At 40.5% G+C, this 20,359-nt stretch carries 13 protein-coding genes, 3 rRNA genes and 1 riboswitch; of the genes, 5 read left to right on the top strand and 11 right to left on the bottom strand.

Features of this window, described 5'->3' with window-relative positions; all coding sequences use genetic code 11:
- Positions 1-1,114 precede the first annotated feature (1,114 nt).
- The 3 genes from rrf to NST00_RS03835 form a co-directional block, all read right to left on the bottom strand.
- Positions 1,115-1,230, bottom strand: a 5S ribosomal RNA gene (gene rrf / locus NST00_RS03845).
- 68 nt (positions 1,231-1,298) lie between these two features.
- Positions 1,299-4,225, bottom strand: a 23S ribosomal RNA gene (locus NST00_RS03840).
- 304 nt (positions 4,226-4,529) lie between these two features.
- Positions 4,530-6,082, bottom strand: a 16S ribosomal RNA gene (locus NST00_RS03835).
- Together the 16S, 23S and 5S rRNA genes form the textbook arrangement of a ribosomal RNA operon.
- Positions 6,083-6,325: 243 nt before the next feature.
- Here NST00_RS03835 and NST00_RS03830 point away from each other — a divergent pair.
- Positions 6,326-6,976 (top strand): hypothetical protein, encoded by a 651-nt coding sequence (locus tag NST00_RS03830; RefSeq protein ID WP_016839513.1) that lies wholly within the window; start codon positions 6,326-6,328, stop codon positions 6,974-6,976.
- A gap of 101 nt (positions 6,977-7,077) precedes the next feature.
- Here NST00_RS03830 and NST00_RS03825 read toward each other — a convergent pair whose 3' ends face one another.
- Positions 7,078-7,752: a KinB-signaling pathway activation protein gene (locus tag NST00_RS03825; RefSeq protein WP_340709648.1), complete on the bottom strand. Its 675-nt coding sequence runs from the start codon at positions 7,750-7,752 to the stop codon at positions 7,078-7,080.
- A gap of 153 nt (positions 7,753-7,905) precedes the next feature.
- Between NST00_RS03825 and gerD the strand changes: the two genes are divergently transcribed.
- Positions 7,906-8,526, top strand: coding sequence for a spore germination lipoprotein GerD (gene gerD, locus NST00_RS03820; RefSeq protein ID WP_016839511.1), 621 nt, complete (start codon positions 7,906-7,908; stop codon positions 8,524-8,526).
- A 101-nt stretch (positions 8,527-8,627) separates the two neighbouring features.
- Here the strand turns inward: gerD and NST00_RS03815 are convergent, their stop codons facing one another.
- From NST00_RS03815 to NST00_RS03800, 4 genes are all read right to left on the bottom strand, one after another.
- A complete protein-coding gene (locus NST00_RS03815) occupies positions 8,628-9,680 on the bottom strand; it encodes an Mrp/NBP35 family ATP-binding protein (RefSeq protein ID WP_016839510.1) in 1,053 nt (350 codons plus the stop codon).
- A 78-nt stretch (positions 9,681-9,758) separates the two neighbouring features.
- A complete protein-coding gene (gene cwlD / locus NST00_RS03810; RefSeq protein WP_016839509.1) occupies positions 9,759-10,472 on the bottom strand; it encodes an N-acetylmuramoyl-L-alanine amidase CwlD in 714 nt (237 codons plus the stop codon).
- Between the two features lie 323 nt (positions 10,473-10,795).
- Complete coding sequence (locus tag NST00_RS03805; RefSeq protein ID WP_016839508.1) at positions 10,796-12,601, bottom strand: ABC transporter ATP-binding protein; 1,806 nt, start codon at positions 12,599-12,601, stop codon at positions 10,796-10,798.
- On the bottom strand, positions 12,594-14,333 hold the full coding sequence (locus tag NST00_RS03800; protein ID WP_340709647.1) for an ABC transporter ATP-binding protein: 1,740 nt from the start codon (positions 14,331-14,333) through the stop codon (positions 12,594-12,596). The genes NST00_RS03805 and NST00_RS03800 overlap by 8 nt, the downstream gene beginning before the upstream one ends.
- 197 nt (positions 14,334-14,530) lie before the next feature.
- A riboswitch (cobalamin riboswitch) is annotated at positions 14,531-14,705 on the top strand.
- 88 nt (positions 14,706-14,793) lie between these two features.
- Here NST00_RS03800 and cobT point away from each other — a divergent pair.
- The gene (gene cobT, locus NST00_RS03795) at positions 14,794-15,864 is read left to right on the top strand and encodes a nicotinate-nucleotide--dimethylbenzimidazole phosphoribosyltransferase (protein WP_168412785.1); all 1,071 of its coding nucleotides are present in this window, start codon (positions 14,794-14,796) and stop codon (positions 15,862-15,864) included.
- Positions 15,865-15,908: 44 nt separating this feature from the next.
- Here cobT and NST00_RS03790 read toward each other — a convergent pair whose 3' ends face one another.
- Positions 15,909-16,586 carry an SOS response-associated peptidase gene (locus tag NST00_RS03790; RefSeq protein ID WP_096550114.1) on the bottom strand — a complete coding sequence of 226 codons (678 nt, stop codon included), beginning with the start codon at positions 16,584-16,586 and terminating at the stop codon, positions 15,909-15,911.
- 122 nt (positions 16,587-16,708) lie between these two features.
- Between NST00_RS03790 and NST00_RS03785 the strand changes: the two genes are divergently transcribed.
- Positions 16,709-17,563 carry a carbon-nitrogen hydrolase family protein gene (locus NST00_RS03785; RefSeq protein ID WP_016839504.1) on the top strand — a complete coding sequence of 285 codons (855 nt, stop codon included), beginning with the start codon at positions 16,709-16,711 and terminating at the stop codon, positions 17,561-17,563.
- Positions 17,564-17,576: 13 nt separating this feature from the next.
- Positions 17,577-18,242, top strand: coding sequence for a GNAT family N-acetyltransferase (locus NST00_RS03780; protein WP_168412784.1), 666 nt, complete (start codon positions 17,577-17,579; stop codon positions 18,240-18,242).
- Between the two features lie 65 nt (positions 18,243-18,307).
- Here the strand turns inward: NST00_RS03780 and NST00_RS03775 are convergent, their stop codons facing one another.
- Positions 18,308-19,378 (bottom strand): PQQ-dependent sugar dehydrogenase, encoded by a 1,071-nt coding sequence (locus NST00_RS03775; RefSeq protein ID WP_340704666.1) that lies wholly within the window; start codon positions 19,376-19,378, stop codon positions 18,308-18,310.
- A gap of 134 nt (positions 19,379-19,512) precedes the next feature.
- The gene (locus NST00_RS03770) at positions 19,513-20,334 is read right to left on the bottom strand and encodes a cobalamin-binding protein (protein ID WP_096550111.1); all 822 of its coding nucleotides are present in this window, start codon (positions 20,332-20,334) and stop codon (positions 19,513-19,515) included.
- Positions 20,335-20,359 lie beyond the last annotated feature (25 nt).

The raw sequence follows: 20,359 nt of genomic DNA, 5'->3' as shown, positions 1-20,359 counted from the left end.
TATATATGCTTTTTCTTTTGTAGTGTTTCTTTAGTTGTACTGCGGTTTATTGAACTCGAGTGGACTTTTTGTCCTTGTTGTTATTTTCAATTAAATGCTGTAAATATTAACTATTTATTGTTTTTTTAAACCGTTGGGTTTTCACTTGTGAAATTGGCATTTTACAGTGGCATATTAAAAAACAACGTCCTACTCTCACAAGGAGGGCCCCTTTCTACCATCGGCGCTAACTCCGAAGCACGTTGACCAGTGAATTTCTGTGTCAGCTTCCGCAGTCCGGTGCTCGTACACTGTATCTTCTCTTTTTTATTGAAATTAAATGTTATATATGCTTTTTCTTTTGTAGTGTTTCTTTAGTTGTACTGCGGTTTATTGAACTCGAGTGGACTTTTTGTCCTTGTTGTTATTTTCAATTAAATGCTGTAAATATTAACTATTTATTGTTTTTTTAAACCGTTGGGTTTTCACTTGTGAAATTGGCATTTTACAGTGGCATATTAAAAAACAACGTCCTACTCTCACGAGGGAACCCCTTTCTACCATCGGCGCTAACTCCGAAGCACGTTGACCGGCGAATTTCTGTGTCAGCTTCGGCAGTCCGGTGCTCACGTACTCTGTACGCTCCGCTCCGGGCTTCCTCGCTTCCTTGAACTTCTTGGTCTCCGTGCTTCTCGTTTCCTCCAAATAATTGTTTTTCTTTCGTTTTAAATGCCACTCCTCTATCGCGCCGATCGGACTTTCAGTCCTTGGTAGTAAGGGGCATAAAAAAAGCCACTACCGACCTTACGTCAGTAATAGCTTTTTGAGCCTAGCAACGTCCTACTCTCACAAGGAGGGCCCCTTTCTACCATCGGCGCTAACTCCGAAGCACGTTGACCGGCGAATTTCTGTGTCAGCTTCGGCAGTCCGGTGCTCACGTACTCTGTACGCTCCGCTCCGGGCTTCCTCGCTTCCTTGAACTTCTTGGTCTCCGTGCTTCTCGTTTCCTCCAAATAATTGTTTTTCTTTCGTTTTAAATGCCACTCCTCTATCGCGCCGATCGGACTTTCAGTCCTTGGTAGTAAGGGGCATAAAAAAAGCCACTACCGACCTTACGTCAGTAATAGCTTTTTGAGCCTAGCAACGTCCTACTCTCACAAGGGGAAGCCCCTTACTACCATCGGCGCTAAAGAGCTTAACTTCCGTGTTCGGTATGGGAACGGGTGTGACCTCTTTGCCATCGTCACTAGACTCATTTGATTATGTATGTAATTTCAGAGAGGTTATTCTCTCAAAACTGGATAACGACATTGAAATGATTGGTTAAGTCCTCGATCGATTAGTATCCGTCAGCTCCACACGTCACCGTGCTTCCACCTCGGACCTATCTACCTCATCGTCTTTGAGGGATCTTACTTGCTTATGCAATGGGAAATCTCATCTTGAGGGGGGCTTCATGCTTAGATGCTTTCAGCACTTATCCCGTCCACACATAGCTACCCAGCGGTGCCTTTGGCAAGACAACTGGTACACCAGCGGTGTGTCCATCCCGGTCCTCTCGTACTAAGGACAGCTCCTCTCAAATTTCCTACGCCCACGACGGATAGGGACCGAACTGTCTCACGACGTTCTGAACCCAGCTCGCGTACCGCTTTAATGGGCGAACAGCCCAACCCTTGGGACCGACTACAGCCCCAGGATGCGATGAGCCGACATCGAGGTGCCAAACCTCCCCGTCGATGTGGACTCTTGGGGGAGATAAGCCTGTTATCCCCGGGGTAGCTTTTATCCGTTGAGCGATGGCCCTTCCATGCGGAACCACCGGATCACTAAGCCCGTCTTTCGACCCTGCTCGACTTGTAGGTCTCGCAGTCAAGCTCCCTTATGCCTTTACACTCTGCGAATGATTTCCAACCATTCTGAGGGAACCTTTGGGCGCCTCCGTTACCTTTTAGGAGGCGACCGCCCCAGTCAAACTGTCCACCTGACACTGTCTCCCAAGCCGATCAGGCTTGCGGGTTAGAATTTCAGTACAACCAGGGTAGTATCCCAAGGGCGCCTCCAGGGAAGCTGGCGCTCCCCCTTCTACGGCTCCTACCTATCCTGTACAAGTTGCACCGAAATTCAATATCAGGTTACAGTAAAGCTCCACGGGGTCTTTCCGTCCTGTCGCGGGTAACCTGCATCTTCACAGGTACTATAATTTCACCGAGTCTCTCGTTGAGACAGTGCCCAGATCGTTACGCCTTTCGTGCGGGTCGGAACTTACCCGACAAGGAATTTCGCTACCTTAGGACCGTTATAGTTACGGCCGCCGTTTACTGGGGCTTCAATTCGGAGCTTCGCTTGCGCTAACTCCTCCTCTTAACCTTCCAGCACCGGGCAGGCGTCAGCCCCTATACTTCACCTTACGGTTTTGCAGAGACCTGTGTTTTTGCTAAACAGTCGCCTGGGCCTATTCACTGCGGCTCATCAGGGCTTGCACCCCAATGAGCACCCCTTCTCCCGAAGTTACGGGGTCATTTTGCCGAGTTCCTTAACGAGAGTTCTCTCGCTCACCTTAGGATTCTCTCCTCGACTACCTGTGTCGGTTTGCGGTACGGGCACCTCCCGCCTCGCTAGAGGCTTTTCTTGGCAGTGTGAAATCAGGAACTTCGCGCGTAACGCGCTCCCCATCACAGCTCAGCGTATTAGGAAGCGGATTTGCCTACTTCCACGCCTTGCTGCTTGGACACGCTCGACCAACGGCGTGCATTCCCTATCCTCCTGCGTCCCCCCATCACTCAAACGGCGGGGAGGTGGTACAGGAATATCAACCTGTTGTCCATCGTCTACGCCTTTCGGCCTCGACTTAGGTCCCGACTAACCCTGAGCGGACGAGCCTTCCTCAGGAAACCTTAGTCATTCGGTGGATGGGATTCTCACCCATCTTTCGCTACTCATACCGGCATTCTCACTTCTAAGCGCTCCACCAGTCCTTCCGGTCTGACTTCGACGCACTTAGAACGCTCTCCTACCACTCGTGCAACGCACGAATCCACAGCTTCGGTGAATCGTTTAGCCCCGTTACATTTTCGGCGCAGCGTCACTCGACCAGTGAGCTATTACGCACTCTTTAAATGATGGCTGCTTCTAAGCCAACATCCTGGTTGTCTAAGCAACGCCACATCCTTTTCCACTTAACGATTACTTTGGGACCTTAGCTGGTGGTCTGGGCTGTTTCCCTTTTGACCACGGATCTTATCACTCGTAGTCTGACTCCCGTGTATAAATAGCTGGCATTCGGAGTTTGTCTGAATTCGGTAACCCGAGGTGGGCCCCTAGTCCAAACAGTGCTCTACCTCCAGTATTCTTCACACGAGGCTAGCCCTAAAGCTATTTCGGAGAGAACCAGCTATCTCCAAGTTCGATTGGAATTTCTCCGCTACCCACACCTCATCCCCGCACTTTTCAACGTGCGTGGGTTCGGGCCTCCAGTGAGTGTTACCTCACCTTCACCCTGGACATGGGTAGATCACCTGGTTTCGGGTCTACGACCACGTACTCAAAACGCCCTATTCAGACTCGCTTTCGCTGCGGCTCCGCATCTTCTGCTTAACCTTGCACGTAATCGTAACTCGCCGGTTCATTCTACAAAAGGCACGCCATCACCCGTTAACGGGCTCTGACTACTTGTAGGCACACGGTTTCAGGTTCTCTTTCACTCCCCTCCCGGGGTGCTTTTCACCTTTCCCTCACGGTACTGGTTCACTATCGGTCACTAGGGAGTATTTAGCCTTGGGAGATGGTCCTCCCGGATTCCGACGGAATTTCACGTGTTCCGCCGTACTCAGGATCCACTCAGGAGAGGATGGATTTTCGACTACAGGGCTTTTACCTTCTCTGGCCGTCCTTTCCAGAACGGTTCGTCTAACCCATCCTTTTGTAACTCCGTATAGAGTGTCCTACAACCCCAAGAGGCAAGCCTCTTGGTTTGGGCTGTTCCCGTTTCGCTCGCCGCTACTCAGGGAATCGATTTTTCTTTCTTCTCCTCCAGGTACTTAGATGTTTCAGTTCCCTGGGTGTGCCTTCTTAACGCTATGGATTCACGTTAAGATACTGTTCCATTACGAACAGTGGGTTCCCCCATTCGGAAATCTCCGGATCAAAGCTTACTTACAGCTCCCCGAAGCATATCGGTGTTAGTCCCGTCCTTCATCGGCTCCTAGTGCCAAGGCATCCACCGTGCGCCCTTAACAACTTAACCTTTTCGGTTTTCGATACGCTGCGCAATACTTCGTCAATTTCGCTCGTTCGAATCCTCATGTACGCATATAGTACACTCCGGTTCTCACTCGCTCATTTCCTTGTCTTGCTTGCGTCTCGCAACCCTTACGGCTTTTAATCCACGTCGCATTTACGTCGTGTTAGCCTAGTTGTTTACGCTTTACAGTAAATATCTTGCTTTCAATGTCGTTTATCCAGTTTTCAAAGAACAACACTATAACTTTGAAGGTCATAAACCTTCAAAACTGAACACAAAACGCTAATGCTTCCGTAAATATCCTTAGAAAGGAGGTGATCCAGCCGCACCTTCCGATACGGCTACCTTGTTACGACTTCACCCCAATCATCTGTCCCACCTTCGGCGGCTGGCTCCCGAAAGGGTTACCTCACCGACTTCGGGTGTTACAGACTCTCGTGGTGTGACGGGCGGTGTGTACAAGGCCCGGGAACGTATTCACCGCGGCATGCTGATCCGCGATTACTAGCGATTCCGGCTTCATGCAGGCGAGTTGCAGCCTGCAATCCGAACTGAGAACGGTTTTTTCGGATTGGCTCCGTCTCGCGACTTCGCGACCGTTTGTACCGTCCATTGTAGCACGTGTGTAGCCCAGGTCATAAGGGGCATGATGATTTGACGTCATCCCCACCTTCCTCCGTATTTGTACGGCAGTCTCCTTAGAGTGCCCAACTGAATGATGGCAACTAAGGACAAGGGTTGCGCTCGTTGCGGGACTTAACCCAACATCTCACGACACGAGCTGACGACAACCATGCACCACCTGTCACCGCTGTCCCCGAAGGGAAGGCTATGTCTCCATAGCGGTCAGCGGGATGTCAAGACCTGGTAAGGTTCTTCGCGTTGCTTCGAATTAAACCACATGCTCCACCGCTTGTGCGGGCCCCCGTCAATTCCTTTGAGTTTCAGTCTTGCGACCGTACTCCCCAGGCGGAGTGCTTAATGCGTTAGCTGCAGCACTAAGGGGTGGAAACCCCCTAACACTTAGCACTCATCGTTTACGGCGTGGACTACCAGGGTATCTAATCCTGTTTGCTCCCCACGCTTTCGCGCCTCAGCGTCAGTTACAGGCCAGGAAGCCGCCTTCGCCACTGGTGTTCCTCCATATCTCTACGCATTTCACCGCTACACATGGAATTCCGCTTCCCTCTCCTGCACTCAAGTCTCCCAGTTTCCAATGACCCTCCCCGGTTAAGCCGGGGGCTTTCACATCAGACTTAAGAGACCGCCTGCGCGCGCTTTACGCCCAATAATTCCGGACAACGCTTGCCACCTACGTATTACCGCGGCTGCTGGCACGTAGTTAGCCGTGGCTTTCTAGTAAGGTACCGTCAAGGTGCAGCCAGTTACTACTGCACTTGTTCTTCCCTTACAACAGAGCTTTACGATCCGAAGACCTTCTTCGCTCACGCGGCGTTGCTCCATCAGGCTTTCGCCCATTGTGGAAGATTCCCTACTGCTGCCTCCCGTAGGAGTCTGGGCCGTGTCTCAGTCCCAGTGTGGCCGATCACCCTCTCAGGTCGGCTACGCATCGTCGCCTTGGTAGGCCGTTACCCCACCAACAAGCTAATGCGCCGCGGGCCCATCCTATAGTGATAGCAGAACCATCTTTCAACATCAAAGCATGCACTTTCATGTATTATCCGGTATTAGCACGCGTTTCCGCGAGTTATCCCAGTCTATAGGGCAGGTTACCCACGTGTTACTCACCCGTCCGCCGCTAACCTCATGAAAGCTAGGCTTTCAATTGGTTCGCTCGACTTGCATGTATTAGGCACGCCGCCAGCGTTCGTCCTGAGCCAGGATCAAACTCTCCATAAAAGAAAATTTGATTTGCTCAAAATTTAATGTCCGAATCTAGTTTGTCAACGAGGGTTAACAACTAGATAATTTATTGCATTAACGTTTTGTTGTTCAGTTTTCAAGGTTCATTTGACATATTTCGCTGTCTTTCGACGACTTTTATATATTAACATCTTTCATTCATGAAAGTCAACACTTTTTCATAAGTTTTTTTAGGAACCATTTTTACTAAACAAAATCCTATAAAAAGGGGACAAACTGATGTTTCGTAAAATGATATTGGCACTATTTATAGTAATGGTGATTTCCTTTTTAATTTATCCTCAGAAAACTTCGATTGTTTCAGTTTTTCGAATGACCCATGAACCGCTAGTTATATCTAAGGGTAATTATGGACAATCATTAATAGTGGAAATTTCTTTTACTCACGAAGGATTGCCTGAATGGTTGGAATCACTTCATGCTCCTTATCCTATATTAATGCTGGATGCAAAATGGATTGAACGTTCTCCAAAGCTAGTAGAGTTAATTCAGAAAAAAAACATTTCCACTGGCTTACTCGGAGGTTATGGTAAAGAAGAATATAGCATAAAAACTTTTAATAAAGAAGTGGAGATTTATAAAAAATATTTTAATCAGAAGCCTCTATGGTTTATGACGAAGGATTATGAATTTCCTGGAGAGTTGAAACAAGCTGCCTTTCACGAAGAAATCAATTTATTATCACCATCTCACATTTATAAAGAAGGTAACCACTATCATGATGTAAAAGGTGCTATCATTAGTTTACAACTAGATGAACAATCAAACCCTAATTTCAAAAATATTTCGAAATTTATTCAGCAACATAAATTCATTTCATTAGAAGAAAACATTTTCGGTTACTCCATTAAATCGACAAAAATGCCATGAAAATAATTAATAACATTACATCCAACAGAAAAAATATTAAATAAAAATTGAAGGCATCCGACTTGTGTAGTTGGATGCCCTTGATTATTTTCTAAATATTATTATTTACCAACATTCTTCTGCTTTCTTGTTTTTTTGCGCTCATCTAATTTTTTTCGATCTTCATTGGATTTTTGATTGTATTTTGGCAAAGCTAATAATTGATAAGCGTTTACTGCAATTAGAGGGAATAATAATAGGGCTACATATGTATCAATATTGCCCTTACGCCCCATCAACGGAATAATCCACTCTAAACAAGTAATAACAATCATAAAGAACATAGATGAAATTAAAATATGTTTTTTTCCAGTTAATTGAACTTTTTTTATAGCAGTTGTAATAGCACTAGAGATTAGAAAAATTAATAGTCCTCCATAGAAGAGCCAATCTTTAGCGCTCTCGGCAACCGGAGCAAAACGGAAAATAATTAAATCTCCGACAACCACGATCATCAAAAGAACTTGTACCCAATTCCATAAAGTTAATGTTTTAAATACACCGACTCCAATTTGATGAATTGTTAAATATGCAAAGAAGCCTGCTTGGGCAATTACGCTCATTGTAAAACCTAAAAAAATCATCCATACAAAAGCGGCAAAAAACTCTACTATTTCTCCTGCGGCTAAATATGAACTAAAAAAATTCCATCGAATGATGATGCCTGCCACTCCTGTGACAACACCGCCAATTAACATACACATCGAGAAAAATTTTATCCAATTTCGTATTGTCACGACACAATGCTCCCTTTATTTTTTTCAATCTCTTCATTATTTTATCAATGGTTTTTTAAAAAAGCTATCGAAGTTATAAACATGTACATATTATGTGAAGAATTGTGAAGAATAAATAAAAAGAGAGCCTTTATATAGAAAGGACTGAGAAAGTTGAAAAATCCCCTGTTTAATCGATTATTGATCCTATTCTTCATATTGATATTGCTCGCGAGTTGTTCCGATTCACCGAACGCCCAACCGTCTTATGAAGAAGTAAAGAAAATTGTCGTTGATGCTATTCAAACAGAAGATGGAAAAAAAGCAATTAGACAATTATTGGAAGACCCTAGTTTTAGGGAGTTAGTTATTTTAGAACACGATGAAGTGGAAACATCAATCAACAATTCATTATTGTCAGAGCAGGCCCAAGAATTTTGGAAAAAAACCTTTGAAGATCCAAAATTTAAGGAATCAATGGCTAAAAGCATGAAAGAACAGCAAACTGAAATTATGAAGCAATTAATAAAAGACGCCTCTTTTCAAGAAGACTTAATTGCATTTTTTGGACAACCTGAAATGAAAAAAGAATTAGAATCCATTTTAAAAAGTGCAGAATTAAGGAAAGAAATTGAAAAAGTTGTAATGGAGACAATTGAAAATCCGTTGCTGCAAACAAAATGGCAAGAGTTAATTAAAAAGAGCGGTGAATCTGGCGGTTCAAAAGAAAAAGGTAAGGAAAGTAGTAGTGGGGGACAAGATGAGCAAGGTCAAGACCAAGGTGGCAGCAGTTAATTATTTAATAAGAAAAGCAAATTGCGATTATATACTCGTTACTCAAAATTTTAGAGCGAATTGGAAAACATATCGTTTTCTCAATTCGCTCTTTTGCTATCCTATTCCAATTTATTAATAACTTTTTGAGCTATATCTAAATAGATTTTTCCTGTTGGATGGTTTTCTTCATAGATTGATGGAGCGAAATCCTCGTTATCCCAGTCAGGTTGTCCAAGCGGAATTTGTCCTAATAAATCTGTGCGCAATTCTTCAGCAAGCTTTTGTCCTCCGCCTTTACCAAAAACATATTCTCGCTCACCAGTTTTCGACTCATACCAAGCCATATTTTCAATAACACCAAGAACTTCATGGTTAGTTTGAACAGCCATTGCACCAGCACGTGCTGCAACAAATGCTGCTGTTGGATGTGGTGTTGTGACGATAATTTCTTTGGATGTAGGCAACGCTTGGTGAACATCCAATGCTACGTCTCCAGTACCTGGTGGTAAATCTAATAATAGATAGTCAATATCTCCCCATTCTACATCACGGAAGAATTGATCTAATACTTTACCAAGCATTGGACCACGCCAAATAATCGGTGCATTGTTCTCCACGAAAAATCCCATGGATATGACTTTTACCCCTTTACGTTCCACAGGATAAATTCGATCATTTTTTACGGTCGGCATTTCCTCAATTCCCATCATATCTGGGACACTGAACCCATAAATGTCCGCATCAATTAAGCCCACTTTTTTCCCTAAACGAGCTAAAGAAACAGCTAAATTTACTGATACTGTGGACTTACCTACACCGCCTTTTCCTGAGGCAATGGCAATCACTTTTACTGTCGATAATGGTGATAGAATATCTCGGGACTCGGCTTCATTTGCTTTTCCACGGAAACGTTCAAGAACTTCCGTTGGCAACTCTTCGAATCGAATTCCTACAGTTGAAGCACCGGCTTCTTTTAATTTTTCAACAATTTTCATTTGCAATTGTAATTGTTCTGGGGTATTCGTTTTAGCAATCGCAACTTTTACACTCACATGATTTTTTTCTTCTTTTATTGATACATTGACAATACCGTTTGTTTCTTCAAGCGTTCTATGTAAAAACGGGTCTTGTAGTTGTCCTAAAATTTCACGGACTTGTTGTTCATTGATCACGATAAACACTCCCCTATATTAGCTTCCGATTGATAGTATAAGTATAACATACCAAGTGTTTAATCATAGCGATATTGCTTATTCTATCTCTAAATTTACATAATTTTCAATTCCGTTAACAATTGCATCTGCCATTTTGTCTTGATACTTTTCATCTGCCAATAAACTTCTTTCCTCAGGATTGCTTAAGAATCCAGTTTCCACCAGAACCGCAGGAACTTCGGTTTTTTTCAGTAAATAAATTTGTTTGATTGCCAAAGCCTCTCGATCTGTATTTTGTAACTTTTCTCTTATTGAAGATTGAATGGCTTTAGCTAGCAGCTCACTGTTTGGGTGCCCTTCTTTATGATAAAATACTTGAGCGCCTCGCCACTTTTCTTCTGGGATAGCATTTGCATGAATCGTAATGAAAATATCGGGCTCATTTTCTTTTACAATTTTTTCTCTTAAGAAAATATCTTGTTTTTTCCTTTCTCTTAATGTAGAGAACTCTTCACTTGGTGCGTGTTCCGAAAGAACATCGCCATCTGAAGTTCTTGTCATCACAACTTCCGCACCCATTCGTTTTAATTTTTGTTCAACCTTTTTTGCAATTGCTAACGTAATATCTTTTTCAATAACATTTTCTGCCGATGCTCCTCCATCAATCCCACCATGGCCCGCATCAACAACGATTTTAACTCCTCCTAATGGTTCAGGAAGGAAAAATCGATTGTCCGATGCGCTTGTCTCATACATAACCACTAAAAAACAGCAGAGCAAAATGACAATTAGTGCAATCCATCGTTTCAAATCTACTACACCGCCTTTTGCAACCTTTTGCACTACTATACGCTGAAAGGAAGGCTTGTATGCGTAAAGAATTTCTATAAAAAGTTGATTTATTTTTATTCCCCAACTTGCTTGTTAAAAGACTTTGTTCATCCTAATCTTTGTTTCAGTCATCTTAAAATTCAAATGATTATTAAGAAACGAATAGATTTAAAATGATTCCTGAAAGACACAAACTGAATACTTTACTAAACTCAAATATTTTATTCATGTATCCGAAATTTGATGATGATAGAAAAAAACTGCCCCCTATGCTTTGTAAACATTAGTGGGACAGTTTACTGCTAAATTTCTGCTTGATGATATTGTTTTTGCAATTGGGCATAAAATCCATCTAAGGCCATTAAGGAATTATGATTTCCTTGCTCGATTATTTCTCCATCTTTTATGACTAAGATTCGATCTGCATTTTCGATTGTTTTTAAACGGTGGGCAATGACGAAACTCGTGCGGCCTTGCATTAAATTGTTTAACCCTTTTTGAATATGCACTTCTGTCATTGTATCAACACTTGAAGTGGCTTCATCCAGAATTAGAATATCCGGATCTTTTAAAATAGCTCGTGCAATCGCAATCAGTTGTCTTTGCCCTTGACTTAAGTTTTTACCACCTGATTCAAGCAACGTATCATACTGCTCCGGCAAATATTTTATGAAGGAATGGGCATAGGCGATTTTCGCTGCCATTTCTACTTCCTCATCGGTAGCATCTAGTTTTCCATATCGGATGTTTTCTCTTACCGTTCCTGAGAATAAATACGTATCTTGCAATACAACACCTATTGAATCTCGTAAATGTTCCATTGAGTAAGATTGAATATTTTCACCATCTATTAAAATTTCACCTTCAGTTACATCATAAAAACGGCTTAATAACTGTACGATGGTTGTCTTCCCTGAACCAGTTGGGCCAACAAGAGCAACAATTTCACCAGCATTCGCTTGAAATGAAATGTTTTTTAACACCGGCTTATCTTTTACATAATAAAAACTGACATTTCGAAATTCAACATTTCCTTCTAGAGGTTGTCTAGGAAGAGAATGTGGTGAATCCATTAATTCAATTCGTTCATCTAGTACTTCAAATACCCTCTCGGCTCCAGCAATTGCAGATTGAAAAGTATTTAATAAGTTTGAAAGTTGGTTAATTGGGCGGAAAAACTGTCTTGCATATGTTAAAAATGACGTTATAACACCTACCGTAACGAGAGAATTGGCCGCCATAATAGCACCAACTCCAACAATTAAACCTGGTCCGAGGTTATTGATAAAGTTATTGGTTGGTCCTAACAAACCAGATACTATTTCTGATTGCATTGCAGAATAGCGCAACTTCTCATTCGCCTCTTTAAATTGTTGAATAGTTTGTTGTTCTTTTCCAAAGAGCGTCACAACTTCCGAATTAGAAATCGTTTCTTCAATAAATCCATTTAAATTTCCTAAATCTCGTTGTCTATTTCGATAATTCATGCTACTACGTTTCACAATCTGTTTTGTAGCCCAAACAATTAACGGAACGACCAAAAGGGTAACAATGGCTAATATCCAGTTTAAATACACCATCGCAATGGCGGTACCTACAAGAGATAATACAGACGATACGATTTGAATGACGCTTTGGGAAAGAGCGAAATTCAAATTGTCGATATCGTTCGTCATGCGGCTCATCAAATCGCCTTGCTGTTTTTGATCGAAAAACGAAATCGGCAATGATTGCATTTTCTCAAACAGTTCGATTCTCAAATTTTGAATTGTTTTTAAAGATGCTCGAATCATGACAAAAGTTTGCAACCAAGTTAATAAGGATGATGCGATAAAAATTGCTGCAAGCAACATTCCCATCCGAATAGTTCCTTCAATGTCGAGGGGAAGAATATAGTTATCTATAATAACACCAATCATCAAAGGCCCTAAAATATTTAACATCGATGTAATCAGCACAAGAATAATAACAAAATTAATGCTGAGTCTTTGTTTCTTTAAATAACTCCAAATCCTTTTAATTGTAGCCTTTTGATTTTTAGCCTTTGCTGCTGGACCACGGCCTCGACCACTACCTCTACCTGTAAGGGATTCTTGTAGCTTATTCATCAATCGCACCTCCCCTTTCAACTTGAGTTGCTACAATCTCTTTATAATGCTCGCTCATTTTCAGTAATTCTTCGTGGGTTCCTTGGGCAACAATTCGACCGTCTTCTAGCACTAGAATCAAATCTGCGTGTTTAATAGAAGAAATTTTTGATGATACGATAAATTTCGTACTGTCTTTAAGAGCTTCTTTCATGTTTCGCTGGATAATCTTTTCAGTGATGCTATCTACCGCTGATGTTGTATCATCTAATATTAAAATTTTTGGTTTTCTTATAATTGCACGACTCATTGCCAAACGTTGCTTTTGCCCACCGGATAAGTTCGTAGCTCCCTGCGTTAATTCATGTTGTTCTTTATGATCCAATTTTTCCACAAACTCAAAGGCGTTTGATGCAAAGAGCGCTTCTTGAATGTCTTCTTTAGTTGCGTCAATTTTTCCATACTTTAAGTTTTCTTCAATCGTTGTTGAAAACAATGTTGCCTTTTGTGGGGCAAAAGCCATAGCATTTCTTAACATGTCAATGTCATATTGCTGTATGGGAATGTTATCAATGTAAATAGTTCCTTCATCGACATCCATGAGTCGACCGAGCAATTTGATTAATGTCGATTTTCCACTGCCTGTCATACCGATAATCCCTACTGTACTGCCGGCTTTCGCTTCAAAGGAAATCTCTTTCAACACCGGTTCAACGTGTTTGTTATAAGAAAAACTAACCTTGTCAAATTTCACATTTCCTTGAATTTCTTTTTTCACTGGGTTTTCAATATTCGTAATATCAGACTGCTCTTCCAATACGACAACGACACGTTCTGCACTTGGTATAGCCCGCGCAATTTGAATCAGTACGTTGCTGGAACTCATAAGGCCGTTCATAATCATCATCAAATAGTTGATGAATGCAACAATTACCCCAATTTCAATAGCTCCTGCATCAACTTTCACGACACCAAGCATAAGTGCAAGTACAATTCCGATGTTGACAACAAATTGGGTAATCGGCATTAAGGCAGCTACCACTTGATCTGCCGTCATATTGCGTTTCGTTAATTGATGATTGACAGTTGCAAATTGCTTCATTTGATATCGCATACGGTTAAATGCTTTAATGACGCGAATCCCCGCCAAGTTCTCCTGCACACGTGTATTCACTTGATCGATTGATTCCTGCACCTTTCGAAACAGCTTAATCGATAATTGAATAATAATATATAAACTGATGATTAATACAGGCACCACAAAAAATAGTACTGGAAATAAATCTCTTGCCGTAAAAAATACGACAATGACCGCCCCAACAAACATAAAAGGCCCGCGAACGAATATTTTTAATAACATGTTTAAGGCCCTTTGCAACATTTCGATATCATTTGTTAAGTTGGTAATCAATTTTCCTAAAGTGAACTTGTCCTTATTGCTATTCGCAAAATATGTAATAGTTTCATATAAATCCGCTCGAACATCAGATGCAAAGTTTACCGCCGCTTTCGAACTGAAATATGTACAACCTGCACCCCCAAGCCAACCTATCATTGCACACAAAATCATCGCAGCAAACATCATAATGATATACTGTGTATCATTCGTTGCAATTCCTTTATCGATTATTTTCTGCATAATTGTTGGCTGAATTAAATCCATCCCTACTTCCAACACCATAAGTATCGGCGCTAAAATCGCAAAATGCTTATAGGGCTTTAAATATTTTGAAAGCTTTAACGCTGCACGCATTTTGTTACTCCTTTTCTTTATTACCATCGTTTAATTTTTGTATACAATTGTATACTAACCGTCAAGTTGATACCCTTACATTTCCAACTATAACTGAATAGATTCCTTAATATTTCACCACTAAAATAATCTTTTAGGCAATGGAAGTTTTCAAAAAACTTGACTAAAGTTTCATTTCATTTTAGATTATTTTAAAAAGTATATCTATGTAATTAGGTGCCCTTTTTAGGGAGAATAGGGAATAAAGTGAGAATCTTTAGCGGACCCACCACTGTATCGGGGAGCAATATAGAAAATGCCACTGGGAAACTGGGAAGGCCTATATTTGCGATGAACCTAAGCCAGGAGACCTGCCTAATTACTTGAAAACATACAGTACGATGGTAAAGTCTGTAGTTTATTTGGCATGCCAATAAACTGCAGACTTTTCTTATTTCAATAATCGATGGAGGAGATTCAATTGGAACTATTGCAATCGACATTACAAAACATTAAACAACTTAATAAAGAAGTGATGGGAAAAGCAAGAGAAAGAGTAGATGCTCTTTGTAAACCACCTGGCAGTTTAGGAAAATTAGAACAAATCGCGATACAACTTGCTGGAATAACTGAGAAACTAGAGCTTGATGTATCCAATAAAGCGGTTATTTCATTAGCTGCGGATCACGGTGTATATGAAGAAAATGTTTCAAATAACCCCCAATTTGTAACGGTAATGCAGGCAATTGGCTTTGCTAAAGGTTTTACAGGAGTATGTGCTATTGCAAAAGCAGCAGGTGCAAAAGTCGTTCCAGTAGATATTGGCATTAAAGAAGATTTACCAAAAGATTCTGGAGTCATCGTCAAAAAAGTGAAATACGGAACGGATAATATGGCTAAGGGACCAGCAATGTCACGTCAAGAAGCGATTCAAGCGATTGAAGTAGGTATTGAAATTGCCAATGAACAAGTGAAACAAGGTGTCAATGTTTTAGCAACTGGAGAAATGGGAATTTGTAATACCACTCCAAGTAGTGCTGTCCTGTCAGCATTCTGTGGTTGTGACCCGGCTATTGTAACAGGTATGGGGGCTGGGGTAGATAGTCTTCAACATAAAATTGACGTCATTCGAAGAGCTCTTGACATAAATAAGCCAAATCCAGATGACCCAATTGATGTGTTAGCGAAAGTTGGCGGTTTGGAATTAGGGGGAATGGCAGGCGTAGTCCTAGGTGCTGCAGCAAATCGTGTTCCTGTAGTAGTGGACGGTTTTATTTCCACAGTTTCTGCACTTATTGCTTATAAATTAGAACCGAAAGTGAAGGATTACATTATTCCATCCCATCTTTCAGAAGAGCCTGGAGCAAAAATTGTAAACGAGGTATTAGGGTTAGAGCCTATGTTGAATATGAATATGCGATTAGGTGAAGGTTCAGGAGCAGCCCTTGCTTTTCCTATTCTTGATGCCGCATGTTCTATGATGAACACCATGACTACTTTAGAAGAATCCCATCAATATATGCTAAAAATCATGGGGAGTCAAACAATTTAAAAGATAAGGCTATCTAGAAGACTATCTAGATAGCCTCTTTATTATCATAAAGAAACTCTTTCAATTAATTCCTTCGAATTGTTTTTCGGAGAATTTACTAGATTAGATACTGGATAGGCAGTTAACCACTCTGAAGGGCAAGGTTTAAGCAGCGATTTTAATTTCTCTCGCCCCTTTAAATGAGGGTCTAACCATTCTTTTTGCTGTTCCTTATTTAAAATGACCGGCATTCGGTCATGGATTGGGGCCATTAATTCATTTGCCTTCGTTGTTAAGATCGTACACGTATGAATCTTTTCTCCCTCTTGACTCCGCCATGTATTCCATAATCCCGCAACTGCAAATACTGCGTCATCTTTCCTCTTTATTCGCATTGGGACTTTCGAATTTCCTTCCCTTTTCCATTCGTAAAAGGAGTCCATCGGGATAATACATCTCCGTTCATAAAATGATTTTTTAAAACTTGGTTTCTCGTCGACAGTTTCAGAACGAGCATTGATCATTTTCGATGCTATCTTTTCATCTTTTGCCCACGAAGGAAGGAATCCCCATTTTAAGAACCCCATACGATTTTTATCTCCATCATTAATGATTGCTACAATTTGTTGACTTGGAGCAATATTATAACTTTCCTTATATAACTCCTCGGAAAAAGCCTCTGCTACATCAAATTCTTCAATCAACTGATGATACGAGCAAAACAACGTAAATCGACCGCACATAGCCATCCCCCAAAAAATTAAAGTTTCCATTATAAGTATTTTCTACTTCATTTCATCATAAAAAATACAGTATGGAAAGCAATATCCGGACTTTCAATTATTGCAATAAAGGAGCGAAGCATATGAAATTAAGAGTATCTGCAGTTCAATATCATTTACACACGATTCAATCATTCGAAGATTTTGCAATGCAATGTGAACACTACATTAAAACCGCTTTGGAATTTGATTCGGATTTTATCGTGTTTCCAGAATTTTTAACAACTCAATTGCTTTCTTTCAAAAAACAAAATGGTTCAAATCAAACAATCCATGATTTACCTAGTTATACAGAACAATATGAAGATTTATTTCTTAAATTAGCTAAAAAATACAATATCCATATTATCGGCGGAACACATGTAGTAGAAGTTAACAATCAACTACGAAATACCGCATTTTTCTTTGACCCTGAAGGCCGCATTATGCGACAAGAAAAGCTGCATATCACGCCAGTTGAAATCAGCGCTTGGAATATGGCAAAAGGAGAAGAATTAAAAATTTTTGACACCAAATATGGAAAGATTGCGATTTTAACTTGTTACGATATTGAATTTCCTGAAATTGTACGTATAGCGAAAGCGCGAGGAGCCGATATCATTTTTTGTCCTTCCTGTACCGATAACCAACACGGGTATTATCGTGTTCGATATACAAGTCATGCTCGGGCAATAGAAAATCAAGTATATGTCGTTCTATCTGGAACAGTAGGTTCACTTCCGACTGTTGACTTTATGAGATCGAACTTTAGTCAAGCAGCTATTATCACTCCTAATGATATTCCTTTCCCTCCAAAAGGGGTTTTAGCAGAAGGAGAAGTCAATCAAGATATGATTATTACCGCTGATTTAGATTTAAACCTTCTCTATGAAGTAAGGAACCATGGTTCAGTAACAACATGGAAAGATCGTAGAACCGATTTATATACGGATTGGTAGTGGAGGTGAATCCATGTACAGGAGCGAACAGTTTATTTTTATCGGACAAAAAGCCGTTCCTATCGTCATTCGTAATTATAGAAAAGAAGATTTTATACAGCTAATCGACCTTCAAGTTGAATCTTTCCCTCCACCATTTCCACAAGAACTATTGTGGAATGAAAAACAATTAAAAAATCATATTAATATTTTTCCCGAAGGTGCTATATGTGTTGAAATTGATGGAAAACTAGCTAGTTCCTTAACAAGTCTCTGTGTACAATTTGACCCTGCCAAACCAAAACATTCTTGGGCAGAAATAACCGACAATGGTTATATTACAAATCATGATGCAAATGGAAATACTTTATACATTGTCGATATTTGTGTTCGACCAAGCTTTCGTTCATTAGGCCTTGGTAAACTCATGATGCAGACAATGTATCATATTGTAATCGAAAAGAAACTAGATCGCCTTTTAGGTGGTGGAAGAATACCGGGCTATAGCAAATATGCGGATAAGATGAGTGTGGAAGAGTATTTAGAGGCGGTCATCAACGGAACATTACAAGATCCCGTTATCACTTTTCTGTTAAGTTGCGGGCGTGTCCCTATTGCGATTGTTGAAAACTATTTAGAAGATGAAGAATCCTGTAATTATGGAGTGTTAATGGAGTGGAAAAATCCGTTTAAAAAGTGAGCAATAATGGGGCTCTCAAGGAATCATGACTGTGAGCAGCCCCATGTTTTTCCAATCTTTTCGATTTAATCGATAGCTGATAGCGAAATGCGATATAATTTATCATCATTTCTTTCTGGGTTTCCACGACCGTCTGTATTATTGGTGATAAAGTACAAGTTATTCTCCTCAATTAAGACATCACGAATTCTACCAAGTCCATTAACGATTTTTCTATTTGCACCAGTATTTAAGTTAAATTCCAATACAGCACTACCCCTTAAAGCGGCAACGTAAAGCTTGTTATCAAAATAGGCAATTCCGGAAGGAGCCCACGTATTGTCTGAGCCTGATGTAAAGAGAGGAGCAACCATATTTTCTTTTTCTCTAGTTCCTTCAATCTCTGGCCAACCATAGTTTTTACCAGGTTCAATACGGTTTATTTCATCATTCGCATTATTGCCATGTTCACTTGCATACATCGTTCCATCTGGTGCCCATGTTAAACCTTGAGGATTTCGATGTCCAAAACTATATACGTAAGAGTTAGGAAAAGGATTATCGGATGGAATCGATCCATCTAAGTTAAGTCTGAGAATTTTTCCACCTAATGAGTTAACATCTTGAGCGCTATCAGACTGTAATGCATCGCCAGTTGTTGCATAAAGTTTACCATCTGGGCCAATTTTAAGTCGACCTCCATGATGAACCCGTCCACTTGGAATTTGATCTAGTAGTACTTCCTCTTCTCTCCAAGTATCATTTTCTAGCTTTAAGCGAACAATGCGATTAAATTGACCTGTATCATCTTCGTAAGTGTAATATCCGTAAGCCTGATTTGATTCGACAAAGTCTGGTGCTAAGACAAATCCTAAAAAACCAGCTTCCGATGCCGTTGAAAGAGGTTTTTCGAGTTGTACTTGCTGTCTTTCCACTTGTCCGTTTTCTACTTTTACAATATTTCCGCCACGCTCAGAAAGGTAGAATGTATTCCCTATTTTGTTGATGGACCACGGAATAAGAAGATCAGTTGCTATGATTTCTATTTGTTGGCTTGCTGTAGTTTCAGTCTTTTGTTCATTTGCTTTCGGTGGTTGTTTAGGTGAACAACCAGTTAAGACTAAAGCAATTATTAAAAAAGGAATATAAATCTTCATGTCCGTCCCCCTTGAGTTTTTTCTATCATTAACTTTAACCATTTTTTGATACACTAATCCTTTAAGATGAATCTTAATAGCTATAATTGAATGATTGCAACCAAACAAAAAATCCTACTCTCTATGAGCAGGATTTACTTATTATCTAATAATGGATCTTTCTTTTGATCATATGAAGGATAAATATGAGGATGTAAGATAGAACCTAATTTCACTAAACCTTGTGCGAGTTTTAGTGAAGGACGGCAAAATAAAGATTCTTCTAAAATATATAATTCATTGATTTGAATTGCTTTTATCTCATGTACACCTGGTCTTTTTAATATTACTTTTGGATTGACTCTTTTCGTTTCAACTCCTACCCAAGCCACACAAAATACGTCTGGATTTCTGCTTTTCACTTCTTCCCAATCTGTTTGGACACTTGATTTGTGTATATCTTGGAAAATATTTCGCCCTCCAGCAAGCTCACACATTTCGGTTAACCAATTCGTTGCACCAGGGGTAAAAATCGGTTTTGCCCACCATTCGAAGTAAACGGTTTTTGGATTATCAACTTGTTCTGATAAACTGCGATATTGTTCAAGCAAATGAATATATTGATCGTACAATTCCTTGGCCTTGTCCTTTGTGTTTGTTGCATTGCCAACGAATAATAAACTTTCTCCCACTTCCGTTAATGTGTTTGGATTAGGTACTATACAATATGGAATATTCCGTTTTTCCAGCCTTTCAATATTCTTTTCCATGCCCGGTACTGAGAGGGATGCCAATACTAAATCAGGCTGCAATGCTTCTACTTTATCTATATCAATATCTAAATCAGGACCTAATCTCGGCAATTGATGAATATCTTCTGGCCAGTCGGAGTAGTCATCTACTCCAACAAGTGAAGGTGTCAAACCTAAATAACCTACTAGCTCTGTATTGCTTGGACAAATGGAGATTAATCTCACCATACTCCCCCTTTATTGAAAGTAT

It is taken from the genome of Ureibacillus sp. FSL K6-0165 (assembly GCF_038004285.1).
Lineage (GTDB): Bacteria > Bacillota > Bacilli > Bacillales_A > Planococcaceae > Ureibacillus > Ureibacillus thermosphaericus.
The sequence above is the reverse complement of the archived record's forward strand: the minus strand, read 5'-3'. Positions and strand labels throughout refer to the sequence as shown.